22 protein-coding genes and 1 pseudogene are annotated in these 21576 nt (G+C 73.8%); 10 read left to right on the top strand and 13 right to left on the bottom strand.

The window, feature by feature from the left end:
* The first annotated feature begins 197 nt into the window (after positions 1-197).
* Positions 198-458 (top strand): hypothetical protein, encoded by a 261-nt coding sequence (locus Q7L73_RS03850; RefSeq protein ID WP_304689752.1) that lies wholly within the window; start codon positions 198-200, stop codon positions 456-458.
* 2 nt (positions 459-460) lie between these two features.
* Complete coding sequence (locus Q7L73_RS03855) at positions 461-727, top strand: hypothetical protein (protein WP_304689749.1); 267 nt, start codon at positions 461-463, stop codon at positions 725-727.
* A 28-nt stretch (positions 728-755) separates the two neighbouring features.
* On the opposite strand, the gene Q7L73_RS03860 is transcribed toward Q7L73_RS03855, so the two are convergent.
* From Q7L73_RS03860 to thyA, 6 genes are all read right to left on the bottom strand, one after another.
* On the bottom strand, positions 756-2939 hold the full coding sequence (locus Q7L73_RS03860; protein ID WP_304689747.1) for an Ig-like domain-containing protein: 2184 nt from the start codon (positions 2937-2939) through the stop codon (positions 756-758).
* Between the two features lie 81 nt (positions 2940-3020).
* Complete coding sequence (locus tag Q7L73_RS03865) at positions 3021-3653, bottom strand: SRPBCC family protein (protein WP_304689743.1); 633 nt, start codon at positions 3651-3653, stop codon at positions 3021-3023.
* Positions 3650-4009, bottom strand: coding sequence for a helix-turn-helix transcriptional regulator (locus tag Q7L73_RS03870; RefSeq protein ID WP_304689737.1), 360 nt, complete (start codon positions 4007-4009; stop codon positions 3650-3652). The genes Q7L73_RS03865 and Q7L73_RS03870 overlap by 4 nt, the downstream gene beginning before the upstream one ends.
* A gap of 62 nt (positions 4010-4071) precedes the next feature.
* Positions 4072-4536, bottom strand: coding sequence for an HIT family protein (locus Q7L73_RS03875; RefSeq protein WP_304689735.1), 465 nt, complete (start codon positions 4534-4536; stop codon positions 4072-4074).
* Positions 4523-5002, bottom strand: a complete 480-nt coding sequence (locus tag Q7L73_RS03880) for a dihydrofolate reductase (RefSeq protein WP_304689732.1) — start codon at positions 5000-5002, stop codon at positions 4523-4525. Before Q7L73_RS03880 ends, Q7L73_RS03875 begins: the two co-directional genes overlap by 14 nt.
* On the bottom strand, positions 4999-5907 hold the full coding sequence (gene thyA, locus Q7L73_RS03885; protein ID WP_304689731.1) for a thymidylate synthase: 909 nt from the start codon (positions 5905-5907) through the stop codon (positions 4999-5001). The genes Q7L73_RS03880 and thyA overlap by 4 nt, the downstream gene beginning before the upstream one ends.
* Positions 5908-5953: 46 nt before the next feature.
* Here thyA and Q7L73_RS03890 point away from each other — a divergent pair, with 46 nt between their 5' ends.
* Together Q7L73_RS03890 and Q7L73_RS03895 are read left to right on the top strand one after the other, a co-directional pair.
* Positions 5954-6541: an adenylyltransferase/cytidyltransferase family protein gene (locus Q7L73_RS03890; RefSeq protein WP_304689729.1), complete on the top strand. Its 588-nt coding sequence runs from the start codon at positions 5954-5956 to the stop codon at positions 6539-6541.
* Between the two features lie 4 nt (positions 6542-6545).
* Positions 6546-7430, top strand: a complete 885-nt coding sequence (locus tag Q7L73_RS03895; protein ID WP_304689727.1) for a deaminase — start codon at positions 6546-6548, stop codon at positions 7428-7430.
* On the opposite strand, the gene Q7L73_RS03900 is transcribed toward Q7L73_RS03895, so the two are convergent.
* Positions 7409-7801, bottom strand: coding sequence for a DUF3224 domain-containing protein (locus tag Q7L73_RS03900; RefSeq protein ID WP_304689725.1), 393 nt, complete (start codon positions 7799-7801; stop codon positions 7409-7411). The genes Q7L73_RS03895 and Q7L73_RS03900 overlap by 22 nt on opposite strands.
* Before the next feature lie 132 nt (positions 7802-7933).
* Between Q7L73_RS03900 and Q7L73_RS03905 the strand changes: the two genes are divergently transcribed.
* Positions 7934-8368, top strand: a complete 435-nt coding sequence (locus Q7L73_RS03905; protein WP_304689724.1) for an autotransporter — start codon at positions 7934-7936, stop codon at positions 8366-8368.
* Positions 8369-9154 carry a hypothetical protein gene (locus Q7L73_RS03910; RefSeq protein WP_304689722.1) on the top strand — a complete coding sequence of 262 codons (786 nt, stop codon included), beginning with the start codon at positions 8369-8371 and terminating at the stop codon, positions 9152-9154.
* Here Q7L73_RS03910 and murD read toward each other — a convergent pair.
* The gene (murD, locus tag Q7L73_RS03915) at positions 9151-10665 is read right to left on the bottom strand and encodes a UDP-N-acetylmuramoyl-L-alanine--D-glutamate ligase (RefSeq protein ID WP_304689719.1); all 1515 of its coding nucleotides are present in this window, start codon (positions 10663-10665) and stop codon (positions 9151-9153) included. The two genes, Q7L73_RS03910 and murD, sit on opposite strands and share 4 nt — an antisense overlap.
* Positions 10646-12046, bottom strand: a complete 1401-nt coding sequence (locus tag Q7L73_RS03920) for a hypothetical protein (RefSeq protein ID WP_304689717.1) — start codon at positions 12044-12046, stop codon at positions 10646-10648. The genes murD and Q7L73_RS03920 overlap by 20 nt, the downstream gene beginning before the upstream one ends.
* A gap of 80 nt (positions 12047-12126) precedes the next feature.
* Between Q7L73_RS03920 and Q7L73_RS03925 the strand changes: the two are divergent.
* Positions 12127-12297, top strand: a pseudogene (locus tag Q7L73_RS03925) (plasmid stabilization protein); the annotation flags it as partial.
* A 19-nt stretch (positions 12298-12316) separates the two neighbouring features.
* On the opposite strand, the gene Q7L73_RS03930 reads toward Q7L73_RS03925, so the two are convergent.
* The 3 genes from Q7L73_RS03930 to Q7L73_RS03940 all read right to left on the bottom strand — a co-directional run bounded on the left by Q7L73_RS03930 (position 12317) and on the right by Q7L73_RS03940 (position 16107).
* Complete coding sequence (locus Q7L73_RS03930) at positions 12317-13858, bottom strand: LCP family protein (protein ID WP_304689705.1); 1542 nt, start codon at positions 13856-13858, stop codon at positions 12317-12319.
* Positions 13859-13873: 15 nt separating this feature from the next.
* The gene (locus Q7L73_RS03935; RefSeq protein ID WP_304689698.1) at positions 13874-15358 is read right to left on the bottom strand and encodes an MFS transporter; all 1485 of its coding nucleotides are present in this window, start codon (positions 15356-15358) and stop codon (positions 13874-13876) included.
* Positions 15359-15438: 80 nt separating this feature from the next.
* Positions 15439-16107: a TetR/AcrR family transcriptional regulator gene (locus Q7L73_RS03940; protein ID WP_304689696.1), complete on the bottom strand. Its 669-nt coding sequence runs from the start codon at positions 16105-16107 to the stop codon at positions 15439-15441.
* Between the two features lie 131 nt (positions 16108-16238).
* Between Q7L73_RS03940 and Q7L73_RS03945 the strand changes: the two genes are divergently transcribed.
* Entirely contained in the window at positions 16239-17708 is a 1470-nt protein-coding gene (locus Q7L73_RS03945; RefSeq protein ID WP_304689694.1) for a DHA2 family efflux MFS transporter permease subunit, read from the top strand.
* Here Q7L73_RS03945 and Q7L73_RS03950 read toward each other — a convergent pair.
* A complete protein-coding gene (locus tag Q7L73_RS03950; RefSeq protein WP_304689692.1) occupies positions 17674-19617 on the bottom strand; it encodes an SIR2 family protein in 1944 nt (647 codons plus the stop codon). The two genes, Q7L73_RS03945 and Q7L73_RS03950, sit on opposite strands and share 35 nt — an antisense overlap.
* A gap of 90 nt (positions 19618-19707) precedes the next feature.
* Between Q7L73_RS03950 and Q7L73_RS03955 the strand changes: the two genes are divergently transcribed.
* Complete coding sequence (locus Q7L73_RS03955; RefSeq protein WP_304689688.1) at positions 19708-20172, top strand: carboxymuconolactone decarboxylase family protein; 465 nt, start codon at positions 19708-19710, stop codon at positions 20170-20172.
* Positions 20169-21557 carry an FAD-binding oxidoreductase gene (locus Q7L73_RS03960; protein ID WP_304689685.1) on the top strand — a complete coding sequence of 463 codons (1389 nt, stop codon included), beginning with the start codon at positions 20169-20171 and terminating at the stop codon, positions 21555-21557. Before Q7L73_RS03955 ends, Q7L73_RS03960 begins: the two co-directional genes overlap by 4 nt.
* Positions 21558-21576: the final 19 nt, after the last annotated feature.

The following is a 21576-nucleotide window of genomic DNA, read 5'->3' on the forward strand; positions in this document are numbered from 1 at the left end:
TCCACACGCTCGCCGAGCGCACCCTCGACGCCCACGAACGCCGCGCCGGCGAGCTGCGCGCCCGCCTCGCCCCGGTCCTCGCCGCCGGCGCCGCCGCCACCGCCCTGCTGACCCCGCAGGCGCTCACCGCCGTCCACCACGGAGCCCCGCTCAGCGCCGCGGTCCTTCTCCTCACGGCAGCGGGTGCGTTCCTCACGATGCTCGCGATCAGGCAGTTCCTGAGCCAGCGTCTGCACGCGGAGACGCTGCAACCCGACCGCATCCACAGCATGCTCGCCGCGCGTGACGCGCTTGCCGACGAGTCTCGCTACCACGAGGCGATGATCGCCTTCCTCGGCAGAGCGTGCCGGATCGCAACAGCCGGGGCAGACGCGCTCCATCGTCAGTTCACAGCGATCTTGTGGGGAATCCTCTTTGTGCTGTGTGGACTTGCGCTGACGGCGGTCGTAGCGTGGTGACCATGCGCTGGGTACGCCGCAGACACGGCAGATACATCGACTGGGACGCCTGGGAGCCGAAGCCCTTCCCGAGCGAGGACGCCTGGACCGAATACAGGCGGGGAGGCCCGACCCCGGACGTGCCGATGTGGGTCTTCAACGACCGTCGCAACCGGCCGGGGATGGAGCCGGAGGAGTACGCGGCGATGCCATGGTGGGAGAGACTCCGCTGGGGTCACACGTGGTGGGATCCGCGCGATCGCAGCAAGTTTGAGCGAATCTGGGGCTAGTCAGGCGAGCCGAGCTGCGCTCGCGGGCTCAGCTCGCGACGGTCAGGGTGATCGTCTTGGTGGTCGGCTTTGCGGGTCTCGGCGGCTGGTAGACGAGCGTCAGCCTGTGTCTGCCGCGCGGGAGGCGGAGGCGGAGGGCCGCGGTGCCTCTGCGCGACAGTCTGCTCGCTCTCACGAGCGTTCTGCCGTTGCGGCGCAGCGCGACGGTGCCGCCTCTGCCGCCGCCGACGGTGACCGTCAGCGTGAACGGTCTGCCGGCGCGCGCCCGGCCCGCTCTGACCGCGATCCGCGGCGCCGTCGCGGTGCCGCCTCTGCCGGCGCTGCTTCTGCCGGGGCTCGCAGCTCTTCTGCCGGGCGAGGCCGGTGGCGAGGTCACCGTCATCGTCGCCGCCGCCGATCGCGCCGGCTGCACGAGCGGGTCGCCGTCGTAGACCGCCTCGAAGCTGTGCGCCCCGGGGGCGAGCGTCGTGGGCAGGGCGAGCGTGGCGCTGCCGGCGAGCAGCGGCGCGCTGGCGAGCTCGGTCGCGCCCTCGCGCAGGTGCACGACGCCGCTCGCGACCGCGCCGACCGCGTTCACCGACACCGTCGCCCCGGCCGAGGCGCCGGCCGCGACGCTTGCAGGGACGTTCAGCGCGACGGTCGGGACCGCCCGCGCGCCGATGCAAGCGGAGCGGTCGGAGCGGACGCCGCCGAGCGTCGCGTAGCCGAAGACGGCCTCGCCGGGAAGCGGCGCGAGCGCCGGCGGCGAGAGGCTGGCGTCGCCGACGCCGACGCCGTCGGTCGTCACGGTGCGCGTGCCGAGCAGTCGCGCCTCGCCGTCTGAGGCGCCGCAGCTCGCGGCGGCGTACCAGTCGACCGTGTAGGTCGTTCTGACCTGGTCCTCGACCCGCCCCCGCACGGCCGGCGCGATCGCACCGGCGGCCGCCACGGGGATCGGTGCTCTCGGTCTGCCGTCGCCTCCGCCGCCGCCGGGTGGCGGGGGCGGATCTCTGACGACGGTCACGGAGACCGGCGGCGCGGTTCCGTAGAGCAGGTTGCCCTTCGAGTCGGACGCCTCGACTCTCGACATGAGCGTGTCGGTGCCCAGGCCGACGCCCGCGATCACCGCCGTCGCTCTGATCGACTCGCCCGGCATCAGCACGGCATCAGGGGGCGCGTTCTCGCTGCCGATCATCGTCGCGCTGCCGGTGCGGTTCAGCACCGACAGGTACCAGCGGACCGATCTCAGCGGCGCGACCCCGCCGACCGCTCTCGCCGTCACCGTGACGGTGCGGGCGTATGCGGCGCCGAGCCCGAGCTGCGACCCGCCGGGATCGATCGCGACGTCGAGCGTGCCGGTCGGAAGCGGGCTGGTCGTCCCTTCGATGTCGCTGTTCGCGAGATTCACGTCGGCGCCGCTGAAGCGCTGTCCGGCGACCGTCGCCGGCCCTGCCTCGCCGCGCGGATACGGGCCCGGGTAGAGGTGCCAGCTGCCGCTCCCGGCCGGCAGCGGCAACCGCCAATAGGGGTCGTATCTGGCGTCGCCGCCGCTGCCCGAGACGCGGACGCAGTCGACGCCCGCCGTCGCGGTCGTGTCGAAGATTCTGCTGCTGTCGACGCAGGCGCCGAACGTCGGCGTCGTGCCTCTCCGGACCGCGTACATGTACAGCGGCGAATAGCCTCTCGCGCCCGGCGCTGTGACCGTCACCCAGCGCCACTTCGGCCGCACGTAGAGCAGCCAGCCGACCTTTCTCGTCGGCGTCTGCCCCGACTGCAGCGCGGCGACGATCGGCTGCCAGACGTCGCCCCCGTCGCCGATCCCGTGCGGGCTGTAGACGACCGTGCAGCTCGGGTCGCTGCCCCCGCAGCCCGACTGGACCGCAGCCGGATTCCCGCCGCTGAGCGTCGGCTGGATCTTCCAGGCGATCGACCAGTAGATGCACGTCTGCCCTATCGAGCCTCTGCAGCTCGGGATGATCGGCTGATCCCACGGGATCGGCGCCTCCAGCCCCGAGTCGAGTCTGACCGTCGCGCCGTACTCGACGATCTGACCCGCGCCGACCTGCACCCCGGTGCCGTATATCGGGTTGCAGCCGGCGACGTAGTACATGCAGTCGGGCACGGGTGGCACGTCGGCGCGCGCGGCCGCCGGCGCAAGCAGCGCGAGGGCCGCCAGCACGGCGACGCCCAGCAGCGCGAGCAGCACGCCGAGGCGGGAGCGGAGGCTGGTCATGTCGGCCGCAGCCTGGCGCATCCGCGCGCGCCAGGCAACAACCAGGAGCCCCGCTACGCAGGTTCCACGTAGATCGACCGGTCAGGTGCCGGTGTAGAAGCGGTACGTGCGCTCGGCGCGCTCCGCGGCCACCGCTGCGTCGCCGCCATCGGCCGCGTCGGCCTCGCCCCAGGCGTCGGCGCTCTCGCGCAGGTAGGCGACCCCTTCCGATGAGCCGACCCACGCCTGCGCCGCCGCCGGGTCGACCTGGACGCCGCCGCCGTCGAGGTGCATGCCGAGCCCGAGCAGCGCCAGGTCCCAGCCGACCCCGACCGCGCCCGGACCGTACTGCGTCCAGCGCTCGTCGTCGACGTGCGCGATGTGCCGCAGCTCGAAGCGCGTCGTCTCCGGGCCCTCCGCGGTCAGCTGCAGCTCGATCCAGCTGACGTCACCGCCGTGCTCCCAGGTCGCCGCGAACGAGTGCGGCGGGTCACAGGCCTCGATCGTGCCGCCGGCGTTGCCCTCCAGCTGGTATCTGCCGCCGACCTTCAGCTCCCCGCTGACGGGCAGGAACCAGCGCGGGATCCGCTCGGGGTCGGTGCACGCCTCCCACAGGTCGGCGAGCGAGGTCGGGTAGCTGCGCGCGATCGTCAGCACGCGCGCCTCGCCGGCTTCCAGCACGCGTCTGCCGAGCGTGCGGCGGATGGGATCGGCGTGCGATTCGCTGTCGGTCATCTCGTCTCTCCGTGATCAGGTTCCGTTGCCAGTCGGCGTGCCCGCTTGCCGCGCGCGATCTCCGTCCCGAGCGCGTCGAGATGCGGCGTCCAGAAGCGGCGGAAGCCGTCGAGCCAGGCGTCGACCTCTCTCAGCGGCGCCGCCTCGACCGCGTACAGCCGGCGCGTCCCCTCCGGCCGCACGCGCGCAAAGCCGTGCTCGCGCAGCACGCGCAGGTGCTGCGAGACGGCCGGCTGGGAGATCCCGAACTCGGCCTGGACGACCGCGCCGAGCTCGCCTGCGGGCCGCTCGCCGTCGGCCAGCAGCTCGAGGATCCGCCGCCGCACGGGGTCGCCCAGCACGTCGAAGGCATGCACGCGACGGAGAGTATCGCCAGAGATTTATATAAGTCAATGCCGATGTAGACGCACGCGGCGACTCACGCGCCGTCGGCCGCCGAGCGCCCGCTGACGCGGAAGCGCACGGTCGCCGCGGGCACGGCCGGCAGCACGACGAAGTGCGTGTGCAGGTGCGCGACGCTGCCGCCGTTGAAGCGCATGTCGCCGCTGCGCTCGACGGTCGCCGTCGCCAGCGGCGCGTGGCGCGCCTTCAGCATCCGCTTGATCGCCCACAGCTCCGCGCCGGCCGCGTCGGGCAGCTCGTCGAACGCCGTCACGTGCCGCTCGGCGACGATCAGATAGTGGTGCTCGGCCCCCGGATAGGGGAAGGCGTTGCGCGTCACCCACCAGTGCTCGCCGGCGTGCTCGACCGGCTGCGGGTGCTCGTGCTCGCGGTGCTCGGGGCAGAAGATGCAGATCCGCTCGCGCTCCAGCCGCTGCATCCGCGCGAGCTGCTCGGGCTCGCGCGCGGCCGCGAGGTCGTAGAGCGCGTCAGCGTCGCTCATGGACCCGGAAGGCGAAGCGGTGGCCGTTCTCCTCGCGCGTCTCGCCCGCCTCGACACAGGTCCACTCGTCCGCGTCAAGCAGCGGGAAGACCGCGTCCCCCTCCACGTCGCCCTCGACGTGCGTGATGTAGCAGCGCTGCGCCAGCGGCAGCGCCTCGGCATAGGTGGCGCTGCCGCCGATCACGAAGCAGTCATGGTCGCAGGCGGCGAGCGCCTCGGCGAGCGAGCCGAACAGCTCGGCGCCGTCCGGCGCGTACGCCGGGTCACGCGAGAGCACGACGTTGCGACGACCGGGCAGCGGCCGGAATCTCGCCGGGATCGACTCCCACGTCCTGCGCCCCATCACGACGGTGCCGCCGTGCGTGATCGCTCTGAACTGTCTGAGGTCGCTCGGCAGCCGCCACGGCAGGTCGCCGTCGCGGCCGATCGTGCCGTTGGCGGCGTGCGCGACGACGATCGCGATCACGTCAGCACCGGGATGCCGCGGATCGCCGGATGCGGGTCGTAGTCGAGCAGCTCGAAGTGCTCGGCGCGGAAGTCGTGGATGTCGTCGATCGCTCTGCCGGCCGCCGTCAGCTGCAGCGTCGGCAGCGGGCGCGGCTCACGCGCGAGCATCTCCCTGACCGCGTCGACCTGGTTGGCGTAGATGTGCGCGTACTGGATCCAGTGCACGTACTCGACCAGCTCGTAGCCGGTCAGCTGCTCGATCATCAGCCCCAGCGCCGTGTACTGAGCCATGTTCGAGGGGACGCCGATCGGCGTGTCGCCCGAGCGCTGGTTGTGGACGAGGTGGAGCTTGTCGCCGAAGACGAGCGCGTGGATCCAGCCGTGGCAGGGCGCGATCGTGTTGCGCGACTTGACGCCGGCCTCGCGGTGGTTGGCGTTCGGGATCCACGGGCTCATCAGCGCCGTGCGGTCGTTCGGCAGGTCCTTCAGCTTCTGGATCAGGTGCGGCAGCTGGTCGAAGCCGGGGTCGTCGCCGTCGAGGTCGGTCGTGAAGTTGCGGAAGGCGTGACCATAGGAGCCGGGGCCGAGGTCGCCCGCCTGCAGGCCGCGCGACTCGGACTTGGCCGGCGTCGCCCACGCGTCCCACCAGTCGCAGCCGAACGCGCGCAGCTGCTCCAGCGTGCGGGCGCCGTTGATGAAGGCGCACAGCTCGCCGATCGCCTTGTTGACGAAGCCTCTGATCGAGCGCTCGGTGATGACGGCAGCGCCCTGCGCCATCGGGAAGCGCATCGCGTAGCCGGCGAGCGCGTAGGCGTCCTCGCCCTGCTTCGTCTCGACGCGGACGCCGTCGTCGAGGATCGCCTGCAACATGTCGCGGTAGGCGGTGCTGGGACGCCGCTCGGCGGCTGGCAGGTAGTTCGGCATGTGGGTCTGTCGCTCGCCTCGGTGGCCGCTATCGTTTGCGCGTCCGATGGTAGCCAGCAGCGGCATTCTCAGCCCCAACGTCAACTTCGAGGACCGGCTCGTCGGATCGCTCGACGAGATGACGCGCACGGTCAGCCACCTGAAGGGGCTCGGCTACAGGATCGTGCTCACGTCGGGCTCGTTCGACCTGATCCACCTCGGCCACGTCAAGTACCTGGCGAAGGCGAAGGAGCAGGGCGACGTGCTCGCCGTCGGCGTCGACAGCGACGCGAAGATCCGCCGCCGCAAGGGCGACGACCGGCCGATGGTGCCGCAGGCCGAGCGGCTGGAGATGCTCGCCCACCAGCGCCCGGTCGACCTCATATACCTGAAGGACGACGACGAGACGAGATGGGCGCTGATCAAGGCGGTCGCGCCCGACGTGCTCGTGCTGACCGCCGACCACTCCTACAGCGCCGACGACCAGCGTGCGCTGCTGGAGTTCTGCGGCCGCGTCGAGGTGCTCGAGCGGCAGGCGTCGGTGACGACCTCCGAGCGGATCCGGCAGATGTACATGCACCTCGGCGACAGGCTCGGCCCGAAGCTCGCCGAGGTCCTCCCGGGGCTGATCGACAGCATCCTGCGCAGGTCGTGAGCGCATGAGCGCCGCCGTCGTGGCGTACGTGCCGGTCCTGCACGAGGGCTACCGGCGCTTCCTCGACGCGCACGGCCGCGACCTGCCGCTGCATCTGATCGGCCCGTCGCTGCACGCGGACCAGCGGCCGCTGGCGAAGGACGTGCGGGCGCTGCCGGCTGAGGTGGTGCGGGACGCGATCGACGCGCTCGGGATCTGCTCGTCGGTGACCGTGCTGGATCTCGCGGGGGTGGAGGCGCTGGCCGCGGCCGGGACGTCGCTGACGCTGCCGGCCGAGGACGTCTCCTACGCCGTCGTCGAGCGCTGGCTGCCGCGCAACCCGGTCCGCTACGACCCGGTCTTCCTGCGCTGGGACAAGACGAAGACGGTGCAGCTGCTGCAGCCGCGCCCCGATCGCGTCGTCTCGGAGACGATCGCGCTGGCGGCGCTGGTGGGCGCCAGAGAGCTGGCTGCCGCGGCCGAGGCCGAGGCCGATCGCAGCGCCGACTGGTGGCGCCAGGTCGGCGCCGCGATCCGCTTCGCCGACGGCACGCTCGCCGCCACCGTCAACGAGCACCTGCCGCACCCGCTCGCGCCCTACGTCGTCGGCGACCCGCGCGCGAACTTCTCCAAGGGCGTCCACCTGGAGCTGTCGACGGCCGCCCACGCCGAGGCGCGCCTGATCGCCGACGCCGCCCGCCGCGGCGTCGCGACCGCCGGCGCGGTCGTCTACGTGACCGACTTCCCCTGCCCGCCGTGCGCGAAGCTGCTGGCCGGCGCCGGCGTCGCCCGCGTCTACTACCGCAGCGGCTACGCCGTGCTCGACGGCGAGGACGTGCTGCGCGACGCGGGCGTGGAGATCGTGCGCGTGAAGGCGCCGGTGCGCGCTCAGTCGCCGGGCAGCACGTAGTCGAGCGTCAGCCGCTCGTGCGCGACGCGCGCGGAGCCGGCGATCCCCGCCAGCTCGCCGGTGCCCGACTGCGGCACGATCCAGCCGAACTGCAGCGGCGCGCCGTCGGGCGCCTGGGCGGCGCCGTGCTGGAGCACGAAGCTGCCGCGGCGGCCGTCGAGCACGCCGGTGATCCGCTCCATCGCGATGTAGCCCTGCTGGTCGCAGGTCTGCACCTCGCCGACGGCCTCGCCCTCCAGCGGCCCCGTGTAGCGCTTCGCCAGCAGCACGCGCGCCAGCAGCGGGCCGTCCGGCGGACGCAGGTGGAGCGGGTCGCCGGCGTCGTAGCCGGCCTCTTCCCAGCGCGTGATCTCGAACACGATCTCGGTCATCGCGCCACCGTAGGCGCCGCCGCGCGCGATGGCTTGGAAGGACGCGACAGCGATCGGGAGACGACAGCGGCTCCCGAGACCTCCTGACGGCGGTACAGTTGGCGTATTCGGGGCAGCGAGGAGAGGGTGCAGATGCGGGGGGTTCGTCTGACGGCATGCGCGGCGGTCGTGTTGGCGCTGCTGTGGAGCGCGGGCGTGGCGACGGCGCGCACGGTCAACATCGATGAGGCCGTCAAGCTGCACCTCGTGCGCAAGTCGGGCAACACGCTGTACGAGGCCGGCAGCGCGACCGGCACCCTGCCCGGCAACGTCTCCGCCGTCTTCCAGATATCGGTCACGAGCGTCAGCGGCACCGTCACGATCTACCCGCGCGGCGGCTCGCTCACGATCAGCGTCGCGGGCACGCCCAGGTCGGCCGGCATGAGAGCCCGCTTCGGCGGGACGATGCGCGTCGTCAGAGGCAGCGGCAAGTTCCGCGGCGCGAGCGGCAGCGGCACCTTCTCCGGCGTCGTCAACCGCCGCACCTGGGACGTCAAGGTCGACGCCGACGCGCGGCTCACCTACTAGATGCCCCGACGGCGCCTTGCCGCGTCGCTGACGCTCCTCCTGCTGGCATCCGCCGCCGCGATCTGCGCGCCGGCTGCGTTCGCCGCCGCGCCCGTGCGGCTCGCCGTCGGCTTCGCGCCCGACGCCCGCCTCGGCGCGATGACACCGATCACGGCTGAGCTGCGGATCGACCCGCACATCCGCCCCGCCCCGCTGACGAGCATGACGCTGCAGTACCCCGGCAGCCTCGGCATCACGACGAGCGGCCTCGGCCTCGCCGGCTGCCGGCGGCCGGCGGCGGACTTCCAGCTCGTCTCGATCGATGCGATCGGCCTCGCCGGCTGCTCGGCGAACGCGGTGATGGCGCTCGGCGACGCCCATGCGCAGGTGCGGATCGGGACCTATCGCTTCGCCGCCACCGCGAAGGTGACTGTGCTGGCCGGCGTCTATGGCGACGACGGGCTCGGCCTCGTCGCCTTCGTCGACGGCATCAACCCGCTCGGCTACAAGCTCGCCTATCACGGCGTCGCCGGCAGCTCTCCAGCGCCGTTCGGCGGCCAGTTGGGGATCACGCTGCCGACGATCCCCGACCTGCCCGACGACGCCAGCTTCGCGCTGACGCGGCTGCGCCTGTCGATCGGCGACCCGCGGATCGTCTACGTCGACCGCGGGAGACGCTTCCGGCCGGACGGGATCGAGCTGCCGCGGCGCTGCCCGCGCGGCGGCTTCCGCTTCCGCGCCGAGCTGGGCTTCGACGACGGCAGCAGCACAAAGGTCGAGACGCGCACCGCCTGCCCGCGCCGCTAGCCAGCCGCCTCGACGGCAGCGCGGAAGCGCTCGCCACGGGCGATGAAGTCGCGGTAGTGGTCGTAGCTGGGGGCGGCGGGCGAGAGCAGGATGACGGCGGGCGCCTCCCGCGCGGCGTCGGAGGCGGACGGCGTCCCTCGCGCGGCGTCGGACGCGGGCGACGACGCGGCGAGCGCCGTCGCGAGGTCGCGCGCGAGCGCGACGGCCTCCTCCATCCCACCGGCCGCGACCGCGCGGGCCGCGGGCACGCCGGCCGCGCGCGCGGCGGCGACGACCCGCTCGCCGGTGCTCGGCAGGCCGACGACGGCGGCGCCGCGCGCCGCGAGCGCGCGGCCGAGCGGGGCGTAGTCCTGGCTGCGATCCTGCCCGCCGGCGAGCAGCACGACGGCGCGGTCGGCGTAGCTGTCGAGCGCCGCGATCGCCGACTCGGGCGTGGTCGAGATCGAGTCGTCGACGAACAGCAGCCCGTCGCGCTCGGCGACCGGCTCGAGCCGATGCGGCAGCGCGCGGAAGCCGTCGAGCGCGGCCGGCAGCGGCGGCAGCGCGATCCCGGCCGCCTCCAGCGCTGTCAGCGCGGTGCAGAGGTTGCGCGCGTTGTGCGCGCCGCGCAGCGGCAGCGCGGCGGTCGGGATCGCGACCTCGCCGCCCCCCGCGGACGCCGCGCCGGCCGCCGCACGCGCCTCGCCGCGCGCGACGCCATCGCCCGTCACGTGCCACCCGCCGGGTCCGCCGAACGGCGCCAGCTCGACACCGGCCCCGCGCGCGACGGTCGCGGCGCGCGCGTCGCCCGCGATCCGCGCCGCCTCGCCGGCCGCCTCGCTCGCGCCCGTGTCGCCGACGACCGCGACGCGCACGCCCGGCAGCGTCAGCAGGCGCAGCTTGTCGGCCTGGTAGGCCTCCTCGGATCCGTGCCAGTCGACGTGCTCGCGGTAGAGGTTCGTCACGATCGCGACCTCGGTGCCGGTCGCCAGGTCGGCGATCTGGTAGCTCGACAGCTCGATCACGGCCAGCTCGGCCGGCGGCGCGTCGAGCAGGTCGAGCGCCGGCACGCCGATGTTGCCGGCGAGGTCGGTGGCGACGCCGGCGGCGCGCGCGAGGTGGGCGATCAGCGCCGCGGTCGTGCTTTTGCCCTTCGTGCCGGTGACGCCGATCACGCCGCGGCCGCCGCGCTCGGCCAGCCACAGCGAGGTCGCGGTCGTCACCGGCGTGCCGCCGGCGCGCAGCGCGAACAGCTCCGGGCGGTGGATCGAGACGCCCGGCGAGCGCACGACCGCGTCGCATGCGCGCAGCGCCTCGACCGCCTCCGCGGCGCCGACCACGACCCGCGCGCCGACCGACTCGGCCAGCGCGCTCACGCCCGCGTCGACGCTCCCGTCCGCGCGCGCGTCGGCCGCGACGACGGCGATCCGCGCACGCGGCAGCCGGTTCGCGAGCTGCCGCGCGAAGGAGCTGATCTCGCGGCCGGCGCCCCAGACGCCGACGACCTTCCCGTCAAGCTCCGAGAAGCGCACGGACGTGAGGCATGAGGGCGTCGGGGACGTCGTGCTCGTCGCTCAGCGCGAGCACCGCGTCGAGGTCGCCGTCGGCCGGCGGATGCGCCGGCAGCGCCTCGTCGACCAGCCGCCGCACGACCGCGTGGTCGCGCCACTGCTCCTGCGCGGCGATCAGGCGGATCGCGGCGAGGCTCTCCTGCTCCTCGCCGACGCACTCGAACGGCTTGTGGCCGCCGGTCGCGGTCAGCAGCGCGAAGCCGTCGTACTGCTGCGGCTCGGCGAGCAGGTCTCTGCCGAACACCTCGGCCAGATGCGCGGGCGCGTTGAAGGGCGCGAGGATCAGGTAGACGAAGCGGCACTTGGGACAGTCGCCGCACCACGATCTCGCCCGCAGCGCCGGGTCGATGCGGAAGATCGCGTTGCAGGAGGTGAAGACCGGGTGGTACTGCTCGAAGCGTGAGAAGGCGCGTGCGATCGCCAGCTCGGAGGCCGGCCGCAGCAGCGAGAAGAGGTCCGGCGGCGCGCCGACCTCGGCCAGCGCGGCGCGCAGCAGCCGCTCGGCGCGGAGGCTCTTGGAGAACTGGTGGTTGACGTCGATCCCGTCCCACGCGACGTTGCCCTGCGAGGCCGAGCGCTCGTTCGCGAGCGCGACCGCGTCGTAGTCGTGCAGCGCCGCCGTCAGCAGCGCGACGCAGGAGACGATCGCCGTCACCGGCACGTGGCCGTTGAGCGCGCCGGCGCGGTTGAGCGCGCCGATCCCGGGGTCGAGTCTGCGCCGCGCGAGCAGGTGCGGCAGGCCGGCGACCTCGACGGTGCGGACGATCGGCGCGGCGTCGCCGATCGAGAACAGCGCCAGCTCGATCCCGGAGCGGCGGACCGCCTCCAGCGCGACGACCGAGTCCTTGCCGCCGCCGACCGGCACGAGCACTCTGCGCGGCGCCTGCGCGCGCGGGCGGGCGGCGCCGGGCGCGGCGGCGGCGCCCGCCTCGCCGGCCCACGTCCCGTCACGCGGAAAGACCGGACGCGGCAGCGCGTCGAGTCTGTTCGTGAAGGCGAACTCGCCGAGCCCCTCCGAGTAGAGCGCCTCCAGCAGCGCCGCGGCGGCCGGCCCCGGATGCGCGCCCTCCAGCGCGACCGCCGGCGGCGCGGCGGTCTTGAAGTAGCTGACGCCGGTGACCCAGTGCAGCAGCGCCAGCAGCCCATCGACGCGGGCGCGGTCGGCGTCGCTGACGCGCGTCCCCGCCGGCAGCGTGAAGCGCTCCTCGAACGCGATCGCGTCGTCGAGCGCGTAGCCCAGCGTCACGACGCCGTCGTCGCTCAGCGCGCGCGTCGTGAAGCGGAAGCTCGAGAACGCGGCGGGGTCGAAGCGCTCGGTCGGCTGCGCGGCGTCGGTGCTCATCGCTCTCCAGCGTAGTGGTCCCATCGCGCGGGTAGCGCTGTGACAGGACCCGCAGACGACCACCCGGCGAGGTGAGGCCGATGCCGCCCAGAGGCGTCAGAAGAGGCAGCAAGCGCGACCGCCAGTACAGACACGTCAAGCAGTCGCAGCTCGATCAGGGCAGAAGCGAGAGACGCGCCGAGGAGATCGCGGCGCGCACGGTCAACAAGGAGCGCGCCCGCAGCGGCGAGTCGAGAACCCGCTCGCGCAGCTGACGACGACGGCCGCCGCTCACCTGCCGAGCCGCGTGAGCGAGCCGGCCATCCACAGCATCTGGTCGTTCGACAGTCTCTTCTGGAGCGTGTTCGAGATCCAGTAGACCGCCTGCGGGGTGCGCCAGGCGACCAGCCGCAGCTTCGTGCCGTCGTACCAGAGGTCGAGCTTCTTGCCGTTGACGGTGCGGTGGTCCGAGGAGGGGTTTCTGAGGATCGGCGGGTCGCTCCAGCGCAGGCCCTGCACGCCGACGTAGTTGCCGGGGCCGCCGTAGGGGATCACGAGCCGGTAGGCGGCCTTCATCCCGGCGGGCGTCTTCGTGCGGTAGACGATCGGGTAGCCGCCCTCGGCGCCGCGGTTGTCGGGCGCGTAGGTCGCGCCGGCCGGCAGCAGCCGCGGGTAGTAGACGGGGAAGGTGACCGGGCCGAGCGAGATCGCGTACTGCTTGCCGGTCTCCGCCATGTCGGCGAGGCCGAGGCTCGCGGCCGTCGGCGCGCTCGCGGGGCGACCTCTGCGACCGCCCCTTCTGCCGCCACGGCGTCTCGCGGCCCTGGCGGCCGGCGGCGCCGGCGCGTCGTCGGGGTCGAGCAGCTCCGCGCGCACGCGCCGCAGGTCGGCCGCGGTCGTCTGCAGGTACTGGATGCCGTCCGGCGCTCTGTAGTCGGTCGGCTCGAGCGCGACCTGCTGGATCGGTCTTCTGGCCGAGAAGGCGACCAGTCTCAGCAGCTTCAGCAGCGAGGAGACCGACTGCAGGTCGGCGTCGGTGTGCATCCGTCTGCCGATCACGCTCGTCAGCTGGTGCGGGTCGTCGAGGAAGCGGTCGGCGCTGTACTGCGAGCGCACCTGGCGCAGGAAGTCCTGCTGGCGGGCGCCGCGCACGAGGTCGTTGTCGAGGTGGCGGTAGCGGACGTAGTCGAGCGCTCTCTCGCCGCACATCAGCTGGTAGCCGGGATTGACGTCGATCTCGGCGTACTGGTCGGTGCCGGGGCCGTTTCTGTGCCAGTAGCGGTGATCGACGTCGACGTAGACGCAGCCGATCGTGTCGATCGCCTCGCGGAAGCCTCTGAACTCGACGTTCGCGATGTGGTTGATGCGGATCCCCAGCAGCCGCGAGATCACTCTCGCCGTCAGCGCCTCGCCGCCGACCGTGTAGGTCTCGTTCAGCTTCACGGGGCCGTAGGCAGCGCCTCTCCAGCTGAAGGAGACCATCAGGTCGCGCGGGATCGAGAGGACGGTCGTCGCGGGCGCGTCGGGGTCGATCCGCACGAGCATCATCGTGTCCGAGCGGGCGTCGCCGGCGCCGGTGCCGTAGCGGTGGTCGGAGCCGATCAGCAGCAGCGTCTGCGGCTCGCCCGCGTCAGCCCGCGATATCACCGCCTCGGCGCCGCTGATCGTGCCGCCGGCGCGCAGGTCGTCGACGAAGCTCTGCACGTTCAGCAGGCCGGCGGTCGCGGTCGCGCCCGCCGTCAGCACGACGACGATCACGGCCGCGAGGACGAACCGGGCCCAGCTGCGGCGCTGGCCAGGCGCCGGGAATCTGTCTGGCGCGTTCGCGTCCATCCCCTCCCGGGGAGCCTAATGGATGGCGACCGCCGGCTCGGCCGTCTCCTGCTCCACGACCGCTTCCTGCTGTGCCGGCGCGGCCGGCTGGCGCAGCACCAGCAGCGCGACGACGAGCGCGGCGAGCGTGAGGCCGGCGGCGACGACGAAGGCGAGGTGGTAGCCGCCGGTGAGCGCGGCCGTCGCGCCCTCGCCGGCCGCTCTGAGCGTCTCGGTGCGGGTCGCCGACAGCGTCGCCAGCACCGCCAGGCCGAGTGCGCCGCCGACCTGCGCGGTCGTGTTGACGAGGCCCGAGGCGAGGCCGGCGTCCTGCGGCGTCGCGCCCGACATCGCCAGGTTCATCAGGGCCGGGAAGCAGAGGCCGGCGCCGGTGCCGAGCAGGACGGTGACCGGGAAGACGTCGAGCCAGTAGCCGCCGTCGACCGGCGCGCGGCCGAACCACAGCAGCGCGAGCGCGATCAGCACCAGCCCCGGCAGCACGACGAGGCGGGCGCCGTAGCGGGTCACGAGCGGCTCGCTGAAGCGCACCGACAGCGTGCCCATCACGAGCGTCGTCGGCAGGAAGGCGAGGCCGATCTCGAGCGGGTCGTAGCCGAGCACGCGCTCGAGGTAGAGCGAGCCGAGGAAGAAGGTGCCCATCATCCCGGCGACGCACAGCACCTGCACGACGTTGGCGCCGGAGACGTTGCGCGAGCGGAAGATCCGCAGCGGCACGAGCGGCGTTCTCGCGGTCGCCTCGCGCCAGACGAAGGCGGCCAGCAACAGCAGCGACAGCGCGCCCAGCAGCAGCGTCTCGCCGGCGCCCCAGCCCTTCTCGGCGGCCGGCTTGACGATCGTGAAGACGCCGACCATCAGCGCGCTCGTGATCAGCAGCGCGCCGCTGACGTCTGCGCCGGCAGCGGCGCCGATGCCTCTGTCGGACTCGACCAGGCGCGCCGCGAAGAGCGCGGTCGCGATCGCGATCGGGAGGTTGACGAAGAAGATCCAGTGCCACGAGATCGCCTCGGTCAGGATGCCGCCGGCGAGCAGGCCGACGGAGCCGCCGGCGGAGGCGACGAAGGCGAAGACGCCGATCGCCTTCGCCTGCTCGCGCGGCTCGGGGAACATCGTCACGATCATCCCGAGGATGACGGCCGAGGTCATCGCGCCGCCGGCGCCCTGCACGAAGCGGGCGGCGACGAGCATGCCCGACGACTGCGAGACGCCGCAGACCATCGAGGCGACGGTGAAGACGAGCAGCCCGGCCATGAAGACGCGCTTGCGGCCGAGCATGTCGCCGAGCCGGCCGGCCAGCAGCATCAGCGAGCCGAACGCGATCAGGTAGGCGTTGACGACCCAGGCGAGGCCCGACTGCGAGAAGCCGAGGTCGTCCTGGATCGACGGCAGCGCGACGTTCACGACGGTCGCGTCGAGCACGATCATCAGCATCCCCGTGCAGAGGACGTAGAGCGCCAGCCAGCGGTGGCGGTCTGGCGGTGCGGCGGGTGTCGTCGGTTCCATCGCGATCTCTCCAGTGTCTGTTCCCAACTCTCTGCCTGCTCTGACGAGGCGGGCGCCGGGAACTCATCGGTCGCGGCCGGTCAATGCGCCAGGAAGCGCCGCTCGATCCCGTCGAGCACCGCCTCCAGCGCGGTCTCGAAGGTCTCCTCGCGCGCGCGCCGCTGACCTGGCGGGAAGACGCGCGTCATGCGCGGGAAGCTGGCCGCGTCGGCGTCCTGCAGGCGCTCCTCCAGCTGGCTGTCCTCGCGCAGCGTGAGCGTGTGCAGCGCATGGCCCATCGTCCACTCGTGGACGATCGTGAGGGCCGTCCAGGCGTCGGCCGGCGCGGCGTTCAGCCCGGCGACGGCGGCCGCCGACTGCTCGGCGCGGCGCAGCAGGTTGGGGCCGACGCGGGCCGCTCTGCCGAACGTCTGCAGCATCCACGGGTGGGCGACGTAGACGGCGTGCGCGCGGCGCGCGATCGCCGACAGCGCGGCGCGCCAGTCGTCCGGCAGCGGCTCCTGCACGAGCAGCTCGCCGCTGACCTCGTTGAGCATCAGCGCGACGAGGTCGTCCTTGGAGGCGATGTGCGTGTAGAGGCTCATCGGCCGCATCTCCAGCGCGCCGGCGACTCTGCGGATCGAGACCGCGTCGAGCCCCTGCGCGTCGGCGAGCGCGAGCGCGGTCGCGACGATCCGGGCGCGCGTGAGCCCGCCGGCCGGCGCCGGCTCGGGCTCTTCCCAGACGAGGTCCGCGGCGCGGTTGGGCATCGGCGGGAGGGTATCCGCCGTACCCTGTATCGGCTTAACGATACGGTGTACGGCGCCGTGTCCGCACGCGACCTCCGGACGTTTGCACCCCTGTGCGGGGTCAGACGTCCGGTCCTCCCGACTGGAGTCCGATGAGCCCGCCCCGCCTCCTCCCCACCGCCGTCGTCGTCACGCTCGGCGCGGCGCTGTCGATCCTCGACACGACCGTCGTCACCGTCGCGCTGGAGACCCTCGGGCGCGAGCTGGGCGCCTCGCTGACGACGCTCCAGTGGGTCGCGACCGCCTATCTGCTCGCGCTCGCGACGACGATCCCGCTGACCGGCTGGGCAGCCGACCGCTTCGGCGCCCGCCGCCTCTTCCTCGCCGCCGTCGGCGCCTTCACCGCCGCCTCCGCGCTGGCCGGGCTGGCCTGGTCGGCGGAGGCGCTGATCGCCTTCCGCGTGCTGCAGGGCCTCGGCGGCGGGCTGATCATGCCGGCCGGGATCGTGCTCGTCGGCGAGGCGGCCGGACCGCAGCGGATGGCGCGCACGATGAGCGCGATCGGGATCCCGCTGCTGGTCGCGCCGGCGCTCGGCCCGCTCGTCGGCGGCGCCCTGCTCGACGCCGTCTCGTGGCGCTGGGTCTTCCTCGTCAACCTCCCGATCGGCCTGCTCGTGCTGGCGCTCGCGACGCGGCTGCTGCCGCCGCAGGCGCCCCCGCGCCCGGCGCTCGCGCTCGACCGCCGCGGCCTGCTGCTGCTCGCGCCGGGACTCGTCGCGCTCGTCTACGGCCTCTCTCGCATCGCGGCCGACGGCGTCGCGGGAGGCGGCGCGGCGGCCGTCTCGCTGCTCGGCGTCGCGCTGACGCCGGCCGCGCTGCTCCCGCTCGCCACCGGCGCGCTGCTGCTGGCGGCGTTCACGCGGCACGCGCTGCGCACGCGCGACCCGCTGCTCGAGCTGCGACTGCTGCGCGAGCCGGCCGTCGGCGCCGCCGCGCTCGCGCTGCTGCTGCTCGGCGGCGCCTTCCTCGGCGCGCTCTTCCTGCTGCCGCTGGAGCTGCAGACGGCGCGCGGCGCGACGCCGCTTCAGACCGGCCTGCTGCTGCTCCCGCAGGGCGTCGCGGCGGCGCTCGCGATCGCGCTGGCGGGGCGGCTGTCCGAGCGCGTCGGCGCCGGCCGCATCGTGGCCGCCGGGCTGCTGCCGTTCGCGCTCGCGCTGCTGTGGCTGACGCGGATCGGCGCGAGCGCGCCGACGACCGAGCTGTGCGGAGCGCTGGCGCTGTTCGGGCTCGGGATGGGCGCGACGATGATGCCGGCGATGACCGCCGCCTACGCGCCGCTGCAGCGAGCCCAGGTCGCGCGCGCGACCGCGCTGCTGACCGTCGTCCAGCGGCTCGGCAGCTCGCTCGGCGCCGCGCTCGCGGCGGTCGCGCTGACGCACGGCCTCGGCGGCGCGAGCAGCGCGGACGCCACCGCCCGCGGCGCCGCCCCCGCATGCCTCGACGACGCCTTCGCGAGCGCGCTGCGCTGGCCGCTGCTGCTGGTCCTGCTTGCGCTCGGCCCGGCAGTCGTGCTGGCGGGCCGCAGACTCAGTAGAGCGCAGGCAGCGGCGCCGCGGCCGTGACCGCGAGGCCGCGCCCGGAGCCGCCGGACAGCGCGCTCGCGGTCGCCGCGACCAGCCCCGCCTCGGGATCATGCGCAAGCGCGTCGAGTGCCGCCGCATCATCGGCCGCCGCCGCGCCGACGAGCGTGATCCGTCGCAACTGGAGGCGGGAGCGCGTGCGCCGCGCCGCGTCGCCGAGGAGCCGCTCGCAGCGGCTGCGATCGCCGACGACGCGGGCGTGCTCGGCCAGCAGCACGAGCGTGTCGACGGCATTGAAGCTCGGAGCGCGACGACCGACCGTCCCGTCGAACCGCAGCACCTGCTCCAACCGTCCGGCAACGCCGCCGGGTCCGTGCTCGTGCCAGTCGAGCAACACGTTCGCGAGCTGCTCGTCGGCCAGATAGCTCGGATGCGCGATCCGCTCTCTCGCGAAGCGCACGAACGGATCGGAGAGCCGCTCGCGGGCGTCAGCGACACGCCCCTCGCAGAGTGCGAGCAGCGTGTCGTCGAGGTGCAGCCACGCAGCCCAGTTGAAGCCGATGTGCGGCATCCGCTCGCCGTAGGCGGCAACGACCTCGCGCCGACGCGCGGGCTGCCAGCGCTGGCGCTCGATCCACGCGAGGTTGTAGGCGGCCATCGCCTCCAGCAGCGGTTGCGGCCGTTCCCGCCGGCGCAGCTCGTCGAGCGCCGACTGCGCGTCGGCCGCGGCGGCAGTGAGCTGGCCGTCGCGCTTGAGCTTGGAGGAGAGCCGCACGAGCAGGTCGGCGCTGCCGGCGTGGCGAGAGCCGCGCAGGCGAGCGAGGTCGCGCTCGTCGCCTGGGCGCTGCGGCTGCGCGTCCAGCAGCGTCGCGTACATCCGCCACGGCTCGAACGCGTCTCGCACACGCGGCAGCCGCAGCGCGACCCGCAGCAGCGCGAGCTCCGCCGCACCCACCGGGCGGAGGTCGTAGCCGGCGCTGCGCAGCAGGCGCGACAGCGCACGCGGCCGCAGCACCCACGGATCGCTCAGCAACGCGCGGGCGTACGCGCGGCGCGCGTGGGCCGAACCGCGGAACTGACCGTCGGCGACCGCCTTCAGCGACCAGGTCGCGACGAGCGGCGACACGGGCAGCGGGCCTGGATCGGGTGGTGCGACGAGCGGCGGCAGCGGACGGCTGTCAGATCCGGCGGAGAGCTGCTGCAGTGCCTGCGACGGCGCGCCGAGACGAACCATCGTCGCGGGGCCGAATCGCGCCTGCAGCTGCGCCGCGTTCGCCCGCCCGTGACCGGCGGCGTCGTCGAACTCCCACCACTCGACGCGCGTCGCGCCCGGCAGCCCCCGCAGCAGCGCCGGAACGACGTCGAGGTCGGCCCCGCGATAGCCGAACAGCCGCACGTCGCGCCCGGCGCAGTCCTCCCGCAGCCGTTCGAGCCAGGTGCCGCCCAGCTCGCGCCAGACGTCGGTGGAGCGGAACAACAGCGGATAGTCGTGGACGCGCGGCTCGCGTGGCGGATCGCCGCTCTGCGGAAAGCTGCCGTGCGGCTTGAGCAGCAACAGCTCGCCCGGGCGCGCGACCGCGCCGGCCGGTGACGCCGTCGCCGCAATCACCCGGCACGGGATTCCGTCGATCGACGCCGCCCGCTCTATCAGCGTGTCGAAGTTGGTCGTCCAGACGCGCGCACCGGCGGCACCGAGCCGCGCGATCGCATGGTGGTTCGGCCCGGGCCGATGCGGCTCGCACTCCTGCCACATCGTCCGCCGCACCCGCTCGCGGGTCTCCTCGCGCCCGTCGTCGAGCGCTTGGAACAGCAGCTCGGGTGCGAACTGGTCGACGCCGATCTCGGCGCACGCGCCGGGGCCGACCAGCGGTCTCAGGAAGATGTCACGGAGACGCTTGAAGTCGGGTGCTCCGCTCTCGACCGAGACGCCAGCACCGACGAACAGCGTCATGTCACTCACGTTTCCGGTATCCACGGGGGCGGCTGATCCTCGCAGGCGATGTCACACGACGCGCCGCCACGGCGTCAAGGAGTCATGAGCATGCACACCACTCCCCGTATCGACCTCTTCTCCAGCGCCGCCGCGCCGATGGCCGCGATGGTGCGGCTGGAGGAGCGGATCGAGCTGGACGCGACGATCCGCGAGCTGGTCAAGCTGCGCGCCTCGATCGTCAACGGCTGCGCCTTCTGCATCGACATGCACTGGACCGAGGCGCGCAGAGCCGGCGAGTCCGAGCTGCGGCTGGCGCAGGTCGCCAGCTGGGATGAGAGCCCGTACTTCGACGCCCGCGAGCGGGCCGCGCTGGCGCTGACCGACGCGATCACCGCGGTCGGCGAGACGCGCGTTCCGGATCCGGTCTGGGAGGCCGCCGCCGAGCAGTTCGAGCAGGCCGAGCTGGCCAACCTCGTCGTGCAGATCGCGGCGATCAACTTCTGGAACCGCGCGGCGATCGCGGCCCGCTCGCTGCCGGCCAGCTGGGGCGCGGGCGCGGAGGCGACGGCATGAGCGCGACCGGCCTCGGCGCGCTGCGCGAAGCCGTCCGCGGCTCCGTCACGCTGCCCGGCGACGACGGCTGGGACGCCGCCCGCCAGCCGTTCAACCTCGCCGCCGACCAGCGGCCGGCGGCGGTCGTCCACGCCGCCGACGGCGACGACGTCGCGGCCGCGGTCGCAGCCGCCCGCGCCGCCGGACTGCGCGTCGCGCCGCAGGGGACCGGCCACGGCGCCGGCGCGCTCGGCCCGCTCGACGACGCGCTGCTGCTGCGCACGACGCGGCTCGACAGCGTCTCGATCGACGTCGAGCGCCACACCGCCCGCGTCGGCGCCGGCGCGATCTGGCGGCCGGTCGCCGAGCAGGCGAGCCCGCACGGCCTCGCGGCGCTGCACGGCTCCTCGCCGACGGTCGGGATCGCCGGCTACACGCTCGGCGGCGGGCTCGGCTGGCTGTCGCGGCTGCACGGGCTGGCGTCGGAGTCGGTCCGCGCGATCGAGCTGGTGACCGCCGACGGCCGCGCGCTGCGCGCCGACGCCGACAGCGAGCCGGAGCTGTTCTGGGCGCTGCGCGGCGGTGGCGGCGGCTTCGGCGTCGTGACGGCGCTGGAGTTCGACCTCCATCCGCTGCCGCACGCCTACGGCGGCGGGCTGTTCTGGCCCGGGGCGGACGCCGAGGCCGTCCTGTCCGCCTACGCCGCCTGGGCGCCGGAGCTGCCCGACACCGTCTCGACGACGGTGCGGCTGCTGAGAGTGCCGCCGCTGCCGACCGTGCCGGAGGCGCTGCGCGGCAGAACGCTGGTCGACGTCGGGCTCGTCGTCGCCGACACCGAGGCGGCCGGCAGGGAGCTGGTCGCGCCGCTGCTGGCCGGCCTGCCGAGCCCGCTGATCGACAGATTGGCGCCGCTGCCGCCGGCCGCGCTGGCGCAGGTCCACGGCGACCCGGAGGAGCCGCTGCCGGGCTGCGGCCACCACACGCTCCTGGAGGCGCTTCCGGCGGAGGCGATCGCCGCGCTGCTGGAGGTCGCCGGGCCGCAGTCGGGCAGCCCGCTGGTGAGCGTCGAGCTGCGCGCGCTCGGCGGCGCGCTGGCGCGCCGCACGCCGGGCGCGGGCGCGCTGGGGACGCTCGACGCCGCCTTCGCGCTGTACGCGGTCGGCGTCCCGTTCACGCCGAGCGGCGACGACCTGCGCGCGGTCGTGGAGGAGCGGCTGGAGGCGGTCGTGACGGCGCTGCGCCCGTGGGCGGCGCCGACCGGCTTCCTCAACTTCGCCGACCGGCCCGGCGGCGACAGCGCGGCGCTCTTCGCCGCCGACACGCACGCGCGCCTGCTGGCGGTCAAGCGCGCCGTCGACCCCGAGGGGCTGATCGTCGCCGGCAATCCGCTGACGCTGCCGGCGTAGACGCGGCTACGATCGTCTC

Origin of the sequence: Conexibacter sp. CPCC 205762, from assembly GCF_030646155.1 — a bacterium.
GTDB lineage: Bacteria > Actinomycetota > Thermoleophilia > Solirubrobacterales > Solirubrobacteraceae > Conexibacter.